Origin of the sequence: Streptomyces sp. NPDC085524 (assembly GCF_044541755.1) — a bacterium.
In the GTDB taxonomy this organism is placed as follows: Bacteria; Actinomycetota; Actinomycetes; order Streptomycetales; family Streptomycetaceae; genus Streptomyces.
Window position 1 is genome coordinate 47,404 of the sequence record NZ_JBITTH010000037.1, and the last position, 11,097, is coordinate 58,500.

Genomic DNA, 11,097 nt, shown 5'->3' on the forward strand with positions numbered 1-11,097 from the left:
CCGCCCGCTATTTGGCGCAGACGGCCTTGTCGGCCTGTGCCTGCTGCACGTCTTCCGGCAGCTGCTGCGGAGCGGCGGGCGCCAGCGGTGCGCCCGGCTGCTGGAAGTCCGGCCCCAGGGTCAGCTTCATCGGCGTCCTGGCGGACGCGTCGGCCGTGCCCATCTTCATGGCGGTGGCGGGCAGCCCCATCATGTCCGCCAGCGCCCGGGCCTGGTCGGCCTGGTTGGGGGCGTACTCCAACTGCGTGGCGCCGACCTTCGCGGGCGCGTTGCCCACGTTGCTCGCCTTGACCACGCCCTTCGTGTTCTGCAGCCAGTTCAGCGTCGTGGACGCTGCGCCCTTGGGTCCGCCACCGTTGTACACATCCACTCTGATGTCACCGGCGGTCGACCGGTTCCCTTGGAGCAGTGCGTCCTGCTTGGCCTTCGCCTCCGCGTCGGCGGCCTCCTTCGAGGCCTGCTCCTTCTTCTCGACCTCGGTGAGCGAGACGTCCCCCCGGATCATCTGCAACAACGGGTCGGCCAGGGCCGGGTTGACGACGACGGTCGCCTTGACCTTCTCGGCCGGGTTGTCCAGCACGGGCAGGGTGGTGAAGGTGATGTTCTTGAGGTCGATGTCCTTCAACTCGCCCGCGAGGTCGGTGAGTTTCTTGATGGACCCCAAACCCTGGTCCACGGTCAGCGACTTGGTGGCCGCCTCCGCGAGGGAGAAGAACTTCTTCGGACTGGTCAGCGTTTCCTTCGACTTCATCTCGCGCATCATCGAGCCGAGGAACTGCTGCTGGGTCTTGATGCGGTCCAGGTCGCTCTCGTTGCCGAAGGCGTGCCGGGTCCGTACGAAGGCCAGCGCCTCCTCGCCCTGCAGCCGGTGCTCGCCCTTGTCGAGCTTCAGCTTGGAGTCCTTGTCGTCGACGGCCTTCTCCACGCAGACGGGCACCCCGCCGACCGCCGTGCTCAGCGTCTTCACGGCGTTGAAGTCGACCATCATGAAGTTGTCGACCTCTATGCCGGTGAGGTCCTTCACCGTGCGCATCGTGCAGCCCGCGTCGCGGCCCTCCTGGCCCAGGCTGGTGTTGAAGCGCGTGCCCTTCGTGCCGCGGATCTCCTTGGTCGTCCCGTCGGGCTGCTTCGTCGGGCAGTTCGGGATGTCGGTGATCAGGTCGCGCGGGATGGACAGCGCGGTGGCGTTGCTGCGGTCCTTGGCGATGTGGAACAGGATCGTGGTGTCGGCGTGGCCGACGCTGTCCTTGTCCCCGTAGCCCTCGTTGCCGGCGCCGCTGCGCTTGTCGGTGCCGATGACCAGGATGTTGATCGCCTGGTCCTTCTTGAAGCCGCCCGTGCCGGCACCCGCGATGTCGGTGACGTTGAGGTTGCCGTTCAGGTGGTTGTAGTACAGGTAGCCCGCCGTGGCGCCGCCGACCAGCAGCAGCGCCAGCGTCCCGCTCGTGATGAGCAGGGCCTTCTTGCGGCGAGCGCCTCCGCCGCCTCCCTTGCGGGAGCGGCCGCCGCGCCGGCCCCCGGGGGGAGCGTCGCCGCGCCGGGGCTGCGGTACCGAGGGGGAGGTGCCGGGCTCGGGGCGTGCCGGGGCCGTGCGGGATCTGCGGGGGGCGGAGATTCCGGTCCGCTGCTGCGGTGCGGAGTCGCCCGGTCGCAGTTCGTAGTGGCCGGTGCGGGGGTTCAGTACCCACTGGTCTGCGGGGTCGATCTCGTCGGCCCGCCCACGGCTTTGCGCATCCACGGTTGCTCGAATCCTCCGTCGGTGCCTCGCGAGGCGCCTCCCCCAAGGCGCCCGGTCAACGTCCGGCTGCAGGTGCCCGGCCTCTGGTCCGGCCGGGGCACCGGATCGCTCACCTTATCCGTCAGGTTCGACTGCAAACCATGCTGGTGATGAATTCCACTGCCCTTATAACGGGGCGAAAACCCCATCCCGCTCGGTTCGGTCACCGGCTTTTGGGATTGCTTTACCGGCAGTCGGCGGTGCCCGCCGTCGTCCCCGTGAAGGTGGGGACGGGTGTGGGCGCGGCCCCGGTTCCCTCGTCGGCCGGCTCCGTGGCCGACCGGCTTCCGGCGGCATCCGCAGGCTCGTTCCCGTCCCTGCTCCCGGTCCCGTCCCCGGTGCCCGCCGTGGCCTCCGGCTTCGGAGGGGTGATCGTCACCGGCTGGTCCGCGCGCAGCTGCTGGAACAGCCGGGCGGCGTCCGTCTGGATGAGCTCGTCCCGGTTCGGATCGGCCGCGTACGGACGGCGGGGCACGGTCAGGAACTTGACCTGATCGGTCGGTATGTCCCGTACGCCCCGTACGAGTTCGTACAGTCCGCGGAGCGAGGCCAGCCCCGGGTCCGTGGTCACCGAGGAGGTCGCCGCGTCCAGCAGCGGGTACAGCCGGGCCGGATTGAGCAGGACCCCGTTGCTCTGCACCTTCTTGACCAGCGAGCCGAGGAACTGCTGCTGCCGCTCCATCCGTTCCGTGTCGCTGCCGTTGCCCAGGCTGTAGCGGGCCCTGACGTAGCCGAGCGCCTTCTCGCCCCGCAGGGTCTGCCGCCCGGCGGGCAGCTTCAGATGGGCCTCGGCGTCGTCCATCGGGCGCTTGAGGCAGACCTCCACCCCGCCGATCGCGTCGACCATCTGCTTGAACCCGCCGAAGTCGATCACCATGTGGTGGTCGACGCGGATCCCGGTCAGCTTCTCCACCGTACGGATCGTGCAGGCGGCCCCGCCCCATTGGAAGGCCCAGTTGAACTGCGCGAACTGCTCACTGGTGCGGGTGCCGTCCGCCGTCAGGCAGGCGGGGATGTCCGTCATCAGGTCCCGGGGTATCGACACCGCGGTCGCGCTCTTCCGGTCCGCGGGCAGGTGCAGCAGGATCGTGGTGTCCGAGCGCTGGGTGCCCTGGTCCTGTCCGTAGCGGGCGTTGTCCTTGCCCGAGCGCGAGTCGGAGCCGATCAGCAGGATGTTCTGGGAGCCGGTCGTCAGGTGCGCCGGACGCTCGCGCTCGTAGCGCCGCAGCTCGGCGGCGGCCGAGGTGTCCTCGGTGATGTTCCCGTCGAGCTTGTTGTAGAGCCACCAGCCGGTGGCCGTGCCCGCCAGCACCAGGAGCACCAGCCCGAGACCCGCCCAGCGGAGCAGCCGGCGCCTGCGACCGCGGCCCGGGCCGCGGCCCGCACCCCGGCCCTGCGGAGCCTCCGGGCCGTTCCCGGAAGCTCCGGTCCCGCCCGGTATGCCTGCGCTGTCCGTCACGGGCGTCCGTCCCCTCGCCGTTGCGACAACCAGCCGTACGGGTGAGCACGGCCACTGCCGATCCTGCCCCCGGGCCGCCTCGGCAGCCTGGGGGCAGGGGCGTGTCTAGGGCCATGTGGGTGACAGATCGCCCGGGGCCGCCGTCCCGCCCTGCGGGTGACGGCCTACAGCGTGTGGGTGACGCGCTCGCTCTCGACCCGCTGGGCCAGCGCCTGCTCGGACAGCCGGTCCAGGTTCCGGCACAGCACCACGGACCCGCCCGAGGCCAGCGCCGCGTACAGCCCGGCCGACAGCCCGTCCCAGGTGTCGTAGCCGAGCCCGGTCAGCACCCGCGAACCCGTACCGAGGCCGAGCTTCACCGCGTCCTCGCGGGCCCGCGCGGTCAGCTCCGCGTACGAGAGCTCCTCGCCGCCGACGACCAGGCCCGGGCCGTCCGCGTCGACGGGGGCGAACGGCGCGAACCGGTCGCCCTGCCCCGGCACCTCCACCGCGTAGTCGGCGAACCCGGCCGGCGGCTGCGGGAACCTCCCGCCCAGCGGCCGCAGCGCCAGGGCCACGCGCTCGCCGGAACAGGCCCGCGCCTCCTCCAGCGAGTCGGGCCCGCTCACCACCAGGTCGGCGCCGGCCGGATCGCCCCCGACCTCGGCGACGACACCGACCGACGCACAGGCGAGCAGCCACACGGCGCTCTGCCAGTGCGCCGGGAGCAGCAGCGCCAGGCGGTCGCCGGGCTCGGCGCCCAGGTCGCCCTGGAGCAGATTCGAGGTCTTGGCCACCCAATTGGCGAAGGTGGCCACGGACAATTCGACGCGCTCGCCCGTGGCGTCGTCGTAGAACGTGACGAGCGGGCGGCCCGGATCGGCGGCGAGCGCAGATCGCAGCAGGTCGGCAGGGGTGCGGTCAGTGGAGTTCACGCACCGAAGCGTACGCGGGGCCTTCCCCCGTACGGCCGTTCCCCGATCCACCGTACGAGGGAGTGCCGTACGAGCCCCATCGGACGGGGCGTCAGTTCTCGGATGGCGCCGGATGGTGAGCGTGCCCAACATCCTTTTCATGCGTGGATTCCTTGCTTCCTCGATCGGCGTCGCGACGGCAGCCGCCCTGGCCCTGCCCCTCGTGCTCCCCACTCCGGCCCTGGCGGCCGTGTCCCCGGACGCGGCCGCCGCACCCGTCACCCCCGCCGGGTCCACCCAGTCGCTGCCGCTCGCGCCCATCGGGCCGGCCGCCTCGGACCGCAGCCCCGGTGTCCCCGGCATGAGCGCCTCGCCCCGCCTCCCCGAGACCCGTGGCCTGGCCGCACGCGACGTCAAGACGTTCTCGCTGGTCGGCGTCGTGTGGGACGACGTCACCACCCAGCTCCACGGCCGGGTCCAGGTCCGCACCCGCTCCACGGCCACCGCTGCCTGGTCCGACTGGCAGGACGTCGAGACCCACAACGGCGAACACGCCGCCGACCCCGACGCGGTCGAGCGCGGATCCGGCCGCATCCGCGGCGCCACCGCCCCCCTGTGGGTCGGCGAGTCCGACGGCGTGGAGGTGCGCGTCCAGGCGGAACCGGGCGCCGGGACCACCACCCGCGCCCCCGGCGCCCGGCTGCCCTCGGGCCTGCGCATCGAACTGGTCGACCCGGGCCTGTCCGCACCCGGCACGGGCCCCGACGGCAAGAACGGCCGCCCCGCCGGCGACGACAAGGGCGAGGTGGTGGTGCCGGGCATGACGATGGAGATGGCCGAGTCCTCCGCCGCGAACGTCCCGCACGCCCCGCTCGGCGCGAACGAGATCTCCGCCCTGAACAAGGCCGACTCCACCGCCGACGCGGTCTTCGCCAGCGACGGCGACCTGTCCGAGGCCGCCGCGGCCTACGTCGGCCCGCGCCCGCGGATCGTCACCCGCAGGGGATGGGGAGCGGACGAGAGCCTGCGCGAGCCCGGCTTCGTCTACACGAACACCGTCAAGGCGGCCTTCGTCCACCACAGCGCCTCCGGCAACAACTACGCCTGCAAGGACGCTCCGGCGGTGCTGCGCAGCCTGTACCGCTACCACGTGGTCAGCAGCGGCTGGCGCGACATCGGCTACAACTTCGCCGTCGACAAGTGCGGCACGGTGTACGAGGGCCGCGCGGGCGGGGTGTCCAAGCCGGTGATGGGCGCGCACACCATGGGCTTCAACACCGACAGCATGGGCATCGCCGTCATCGGCACGTTCACCTCCACGAGCCCGCCGAAGGCCGCCCTCGACGCGGTGGCCGGCCTCACGGCCTGGAAGCTGGGCCTCTTCGGCGCGGACCCGCGGGCGAAGACGACCCTGAAGTCCGGCGGCGGCAACCGCTTCCCGAAGGGCCAGTCGGTCAGGCTGAACGTCATCTCGGGCCACCGGGACGGCTTCGCCACGGAATGCCCGGGCAAGCGGCTGTACGACCAACTCCCCCCGACCCGCACAACCTCGGCCAAACTCCAGGGCCGCCCGTAGCCCCCGGCGGTCGACCGCAGCCCCGCCGCACCCTCCAGCCCGTCCGGCGTTTGAGGACCGGGGTCTGGGGGCGGAGCCCCCCACGCGGCGGAGCCGCAGATTCGGTACGCCGGGAAGGGGCGGGGTGGGGGAAGGCCCCGCGCAGCGGCCCGCACGCACAGGGGCCGCCGGGGCCGGGCGCGCGGCGGGGCACCTCCTCGGCCGTCGGACGTTTCCACGGGGCCGGAGGGCGGAGGGCGGAGGGCGGTTGCGTTCGACGCCCTGCGGGGGCACCCCGCCGCACACCCGGCCCCGGCGGGGTCAGCGCGGGCCGCGGGACGCGCCAGCACCACCCCGACCCCGCAGGGACAGCGCCCGGCCCCGGCGGGGTCAGCGCGGGCTGCGGGGGACCGACCCCGGCGGTGCGGCGGGCTACGCTCAGAGGCATGGCCGGCCGCTTCGACCCCCTCACCCGCACCGCCGTCCGCGGCGGCCGCACCCACGTCCCCGCAGGGCAGGGCCGGACGGTGGGGTCCGGGGCGGCCAAGGCCCGGGTGTGGACCCCCGAGGGACCCGTGGACCTCGGCCTCACCCTCGGCCCCCTCAGGCGCGGCCCCGCCGACCCCACCTTCCGCACCACCCCCGACGGCTCCGTCTGGAAGGGCGCCCAGACCCCGCAGGGCCCCGCCACCCTCAGGGTCGCGGCAGCGGACGGAGCGATCCACGCCGAGGCCTGGGGCCCCGGCGCCGACTGGATGCTCGAACAGCTGCCCGCGCTCCTCGGCGCCGGCGACGACCCGGCCGCGTTCGTCCCCCGGCACCGCCTCGTGCACGCCAGCCACCGCCGCCGCCCGGGCCTGCGCCTGACCCGCACCGGCATGGTCCTGGAGTCGCTGATCCCGGTGATCCTGGAGCAGAAGGTCACCACCGACGAGGCCTACCGCGCCTGGCGCCGCCTCGTACGGCAGTACGGCGAGCCCGCCCCCGGCCCGCAGGCCGTGGCGGCGCTGGACCTGTACGTCATGCCGCCCGCCCGCATCTGGGCCCGGATCCCCTCCTGGGACTGGCACAGGGCCGGGGTCGACCAGAAGCGCTCCTCGACCGTCCTGCGCGCCACCCGCGTCGCGCCCCGCCTGGAGGAGGCCGCCGCCATGGAGCTCCCGCAGGCCGCCGCCCGGCTGGAGGCCGTCCCGGGCATCGGCCCCTGGACCTCTGCCGAGACGCTCCAGCGCAGCAACGGCGATCCCGACGCCGTCACCACCGGCGACCTCCACCTCCCCGGCATCGTCGGCTACGCCCTCGCGGGCGACCGCGACGCCGACGACGCCGTCATGCTGGAGCTCCTCGCCCCGTACGCGGGCCAGCGCCACCGCGCGGCCCGCCTGATCCTCCTCGCGGGGCACACCCCGCCCCGCCGCACCCCGAAGATGCCCCGCGGCGACATCGGGCGGCTGTAGCAGCCGCCCTCAGCGGACCTCGATGAAGTCCTCCGGGTCCCGGCCGGCCCGCACCGCCGGGGGCGCCGCGGCGTGGCCGACGGCCACCGCTCCCATCGGGTCCCAGTCCTCCGGCAGCCCCAGCACCTTGCGCACCACGTCCCGGCAGAACATCGTCGAGGACACCCACGCCGACCCCAGCCGCTCCCCGGCCAGCGCGACCAGCAGGTTCTGCACGCCCGCGCCCATCGCGACGACGAACATCTCCCGCTCGGCCGCGTCCCGCCGCGCGTGCCCGTAGTCGTGCGCGCCGTCCGTCACCAGGCACGGCACCACCAGGTAGGGGGCCTTGCGCAGGACGTCCCCGCGCCGGACCCGCTTGGCGATGGACTCCTCGGACTTGCCGTCCCGGCGCAGGTCCGCGATCCACGCGTCCCGCATCGCGTCCAGCAGTTCGAGCCGGGACTCCGCGGACTCCAGCAGTACGAACCGCCACGGCGTGGTGTGGTGCGGAGCCGGGGCGGTCACCGCTGCGGCCACGGCGCGGCGGACCGCGCCCGGGTCCACCGGCTCGTCGGTGAAGGCCCGCACCGTCCGGCGCTGGGTCACGGCTTCCCGTACGGCCTCGGAGGTGCCCAGGCGGAACATGTCGTCGGCCGGGGGGCGCACCAGGTCCCGGGCCGAGGAGCCCTCGCCCAGTACGTGGCCCAGCCCGCGGACGACGGCCACCGGGAGGCCGGCCGCCTTGCCCTTGACGAGGTCGCCCGCGGCGGCCAGCTCGTCCGCCGTCGCGACCACCGTCGCGCTCAGCGGATTGCCGTGGGCGTCGGTGCCCCCGCGCAGGTCGTCCAGGACCCGTACGCCGGCCGAGCCGATCGCGACGTCCGTGAGCCCGGCCCGCCACGGCCGTCCGAAGGTGTCCGTCACGACGACGCCCACGTCCACGGAGAGGGCGTCGCGGATCCCCGCGCGGATCGCGGCGGCCGAGGCGTCCGGGTCCTCGGGGAGCAGCAGCACGGTTCCGGGGGCCGTGTTGGAGGCGTCGACCCCGGCCGCGGCCATCACCAGGCCCTGCCGGTTCTCGACGATGCGCAGGGTGCCGCGGCGCGCCACGACCCGTACGGTCTCCGCGTCTATCGCATCCTCGCGGGAGTCCGCCTCCACGATGCGGCCCTCGGACTTGGAGACGATCTTCGAGGTGACGAGCAGGACGTCCCCGTCCCGCAGGTCCGGGGCGGCCGCCGCGATCAGCTCCGCCAGGTCGTCGCCGGGCCCGACCTCCGGGATCCCGGCGACGGCGCGGACCTCGTACGAGGGGGCCGTCACCGGGAGGCCTCGGCCAGCTCCAGCGCGGCGCGGGCCATCTCCGCGGTGGCCTCCAGGTCGGTCATCATCAGCGGCACCGCGCGGCAGGTGATCCCGGCGGCCTCCACCCCGGCGACCGCGTCGGTATCGGCGGAGTCCACGAGCCAGCCGTCGAGCAGCCCGGCCCCGTAGTGCAGGGCGACGGCGGCGGCCGTGGACTCGACGCCGACCGCGGCCAGTACCTTGTCGGCCATTCCGCGCACGGGCGCGCCCCCGACGATGGGGGAGAGGCCCACGACGGGGGCGGGGGCGGAGGCCACGGCCTCCCGGATGCCGGGGACGGCGAGGATCGTGCCGACCGAGACCACCGGGTTGGACGGCGGGAAGAGGATCACGTCGGCTGCGGCGATGGCCTCGAGCACGCCGGGCGCGGGCTTGGCCTGTTCGGCCCCGACGGGGACGACGGCCTCCGCGTCGACCGAGGCGCGCAGCCGGACCCAGTACTCCTGGAAGTGGACGACGCGGCGCTCGCCCGTTTCGGCGTCGGTGATCGCGACGTGGGTCTCGACCCGGTCGTCGGTCATGGGCAGCAGGCGCACTCCGGGCTGCCAGCGGTCGCAGAGGGCCTCGGTGACGGCGCTCAGGGGGTAGCCGGCGCCGATCATCTGCGTACGGACGATGTGCGTGGCGAAGTCGCGGTCGCCGAGGCCGAACCAGGTGGGTCCGACCCCGTAGGCCGCGAGTTCCTCCTTGACGGTGAAGGACTCGCCGGTACGGCCCCAGCCCTGGTCCTCGTTGATGCCACCGCCGAGGGTGTACATCACCGTGTCCAGATCGGGGCACACCTTGAGCCCGAACAGGTGAATGTCGTCACCGGTGTTGCCGATGACCGTGATGTCCGCGTCGGGGACTGCCGACTTGAGTCCGCGGAGGAACCGGGCGCCGCCTATACCGCCGGCCAGAACAACAATGCGCATGGACCGCAGTTTGTCAGGCCGATCGAGGTCAGGCGTGTACGGACTCGGTTTCCGCGGGGGAGCAGTGGTGCATCGGCATCTCGGTGAGCCCGGGGAAGTAGACGTGCAGGCTGACCGCGCCGTCGAGGGTGTCGTTGACGACGTCGTGGGCCTGGCCGGGGGCGAGGACGCGCTGTGCGCCGGGGCCGTGGGTGAGCGGGCCGCGGGCGGTGTGCTCGGTGAGCTCGCCCTCCAGGACGGTCAGCACGCCGGAGGAGGCGCCGTGGTCGTGCAGGCCGCTGCCCTGGCCGGGGACCCAGCTCAGCAGCCAGACCTCGTAGCCGGGGCCGGTGCGCAGCCGGTGGTACCAGCGCGTGGTCGCGTCGTACTGGACGAGGTGCGCCCAGGAGTCGCGGTCCTCGGCGATGGAACGGGCGAGGCCGACGAACTCGGCGACGGTGGCCGGGTGTTCGCGGGCGGGCTGGAGGAGGTGCTGGACGGCGAGGATGTCGCCGGCGATCTGGAGGTCGCTCTCGACGGTGGCCGCGGGGGTGGTGGCGGTGACGGTGCTGTTCATCGTGGGGGGAGTCCTCGACGGATGTCAGTGGTGCTGGCGGTCGCTGTGGGGGTGGCCGGAGCTCGGAGGGAGCGGACGCTCCTGGGGCATCAACAGCTGCAACAGCGACAGCGAACCTGGGCAGCCCACAGGAGCCCACGAATGGGGGTCCGGGTGGTGGCTGCGGGCGCTGACATGCGAACAAGGAGACCGGGTCAGAGGTCGGACTGTCAACCCAATGTCCGGAATGAGGCAAAAGTTTCACCTCATCCGGTTACCGTGCGCGGAGAAAGGTTTGTGCAGTCGGCGGCAGGGGATGTGGCGCTGTGCCGGGCCCAAACCTGGTGCGTCTAAACCAGGACGTGGGATCTCGTGACCGGACTGTGATCTACGCCGCTTCTTTGGCCGGATCGCAACCATGCCGGTGAGTGACACGTCGATTACGGGTGAAGACGGGCATCACGTGACGCCTGTGGCATGTGTCACGATTTTTGGCGATATGAACACTTTCTGCATAGGCTTGGTTCCGCAGAGTGAATAAGGGGCCCAATAGCAGATCTCGGCTTGACTGCTTCGGAGCACCACACTTGTAATTTCACTCGTGTCGTTACGTAGCGATCAGTGACGACATGACCACGGGGACGCACAGACAGAGCGAGGGGCGCACATGACCGAGCTGTTTCAGGAACTGCTGGTCGAGGAGGCGGACGAGGAGCTCGGATGGCAGGAGCGCGCTTTGTGCGCCCAGACCGACCCCGAATCCTTCTTTCCCGAGAAGGGCGGCTCCACCCGCGAGGCCAAGAAGGTCTGCCTGGCCTGTGAGGTCCGCTCCGAATGCCTTGAGTACGCCCTCGCCAACGACGAGCGATTCGGCATCTGGGGCGGTCTGTCCGAGCGTGAGCGGCGCCGTCTGAAAAAGGCCGCCGTCTAGCCGTCCGGCGACATCCGGCCACCTGCCCGCCACGACCCGCCCGACCACCGGTCCGACCACCGGTCCCAGGGCCCGGAAGAGCCGCCCGACCGGCACCTTCCACGCATCACCTGACATATCGCACGACGTACCGCACGGCATGTCGACCGCACGGCCGACACGGCACCCGGCACGGCAAGAGCACCGCACACGGTCCGCCTCCCGCACCTTCCCCGCAGGAGGCGGACCG

At 72.5% G+C, this 11,097-nt stretch carries 9 protein-coding genes; 3 read left to right on the forward strand and 6 right to left on the reverse strand.

Annotated features, from left to right (window positions below; all coding sequences use genetic code 11):
* Positions 1 to 7: 7 nt before the first annotated feature.
* The 3 genes from ACIGFK_RS38035 to ACIGFK_RS38045 form a co-directional block, all read right to left on the reverse strand.
* A complete protein-coding gene (locus ACIGFK_RS38035; RefSeq protein WP_376658886.1) occupies positions 8 to 1,738 on the reverse strand; it encodes an LCP family protein in 1,731 nt (576 codons plus the stop codon).
* 223 nt (positions 1,739 to 1,961) lie between these two features.
* The gene (locus ACIGFK_RS38040; RefSeq protein ID WP_376658887.1) at positions 1,962 to 3,236 is read right to left on the reverse strand and encodes an LCP family protein; all 1,275 of its coding nucleotides are present in this window, start codon (positions 3,234 to 3,236) and stop codon (positions 1,962 to 1,964) included.
* A gap of 164 nt (positions 3,237 to 3,400) precedes the next feature.
* Positions 3,401 to 4,150: a TIGR03089 family protein gene (locus tag ACIGFK_RS38045; protein ID WP_386469889.1), complete on the reverse strand. Its 750-nt coding sequence runs from the start codon at positions 4,148 to 4,150 to the stop codon at positions 3,401 to 3,403.
* Positions 4,151 to 4,289: 139 nt separating this feature from the next.
* Here ACIGFK_RS38045 and ACIGFK_RS38050 point away from each other — a divergent pair, with 139 nt between their 5' ends.
* Both ACIGFK_RS38050 and ACIGFK_RS38055 read left to right on the forward strand, forming a co-directional pair.
* The gene (locus ACIGFK_RS38050; RefSeq protein WP_376658889.1) at positions 4,290 to 5,705 is read left to right on the forward strand and encodes a peptidoglycan recognition protein; all 1,416 of its coding nucleotides are present in this window, start codon (positions 4,290 to 4,292) and stop codon (positions 5,703 to 5,705) included.
* A gap of 425 nt (positions 5,706 to 6,130) precedes the next feature.
* Positions 6,131 to 7,141 (forward strand): DNA-3-methyladenine glycosylase family protein, encoded by a 1,011-nt coding sequence (locus ACIGFK_RS38055; RefSeq protein ID WP_386469890.1) that lies wholly within the window; start codon positions 6,131 to 6,133, stop codon positions 7,139 to 7,141.
* Between the two features lie 9 nt (positions 7,142 to 7,150).
* Here ACIGFK_RS38055 and ACIGFK_RS38060 read toward each other — a convergent pair whose 3' ends face one another.
* From ACIGFK_RS38060 to ACIGFK_RS38070, 3 genes are read right to left on the reverse strand one after another with little or no spacing between them, the layout of a single operon-like run.
* The gene (locus tag ACIGFK_RS38060) at positions 7,151 to 8,446 is read right to left on the reverse strand and encodes a coenzyme F420-0:L-glutamate ligase (protein ID WP_400055508.1); all 1,296 of its coding nucleotides are present in this window, start codon (positions 8,444 to 8,446) and stop codon (positions 7,151 to 7,153) included.
* Complete coding sequence (cofD, locus tag ACIGFK_RS38065) at positions 8,443 to 9,402, reverse strand: 2-phospho-L-lactate transferase (RefSeq protein WP_400055510.1); 960 nt, start codon at positions 9,400 to 9,402, stop codon at positions 8,443 to 8,445. Before cofD ends, ACIGFK_RS38060 begins: the two co-directional genes overlap by 4 nt.
* 28 nt (positions 9,403 to 9,430) lie before the next feature.
* Positions 9,431 to 9,958 (reverse strand): cysteine dioxygenase family protein, encoded by a 528-nt coding sequence (locus ACIGFK_RS38070; RefSeq protein ID WP_376658893.1) that lies wholly within the window; start codon positions 9,956 to 9,958, stop codon positions 9,431 to 9,433.
* 646 nt (positions 9,959 to 10,604) lie between these two features.
* On the opposite strand from ACIGFK_RS38070, the gene ACIGFK_RS38075 reads away from it, so the two are divergent.
* On the forward strand, positions 10,605 to 10,868 hold the full coding sequence (locus tag ACIGFK_RS38075) for a WhiB family transcriptional regulator (protein WP_003983763.1): 264 nt from the start codon (positions 10,605 to 10,607) through the stop codon (positions 10,866 to 10,868).
* The last annotated feature ends 229 nt before the right edge of the window (positions 10,869 to 11,097 follow it).

What these genes read in the sequence shown, in the direction of transcription:
- ACIGFK_RS38055 (WP_386469890.1), top strand. Translation starts at nt 6,131, where the DNA reads ATGGCCGGCCGCTTCGACCCCCTCACCCGCACCGCCGTCCGCGGCGGC.
- ACIGFK_RS38050 (WP_376658889.1), top strand. Translation starts at nt 4,290, where the DNA reads ATGCGTGGATTCCTTGCTTCCTCGATCGGCGTCGCGACGGCAGCCGCC.
- ACIGFK_RS38075 (WP_003983763.1), top strand. Translation starts at nt 10,605, where the DNA reads ATGACCGAGCTGTTTCAGGAACTGCTGGTCGAGGAGGCGGACGAGGAG.
- ACIGFK_RS38070 (WP_376658893.1), bottom strand. Translation starts at nt 9,958, where the DNA reads ATGAACAGCACCGTCACCGCCACCACCCCCGCGGCCACCGTCGAGAGC.
- cofD (WP_400055510.1), bottom strand. Translation starts at nt 9,402, where the DNA reads ATGCGCATTGTTGTTCTGGCCGGCGGTATAGGCGGCGCCCGGTTCCTC.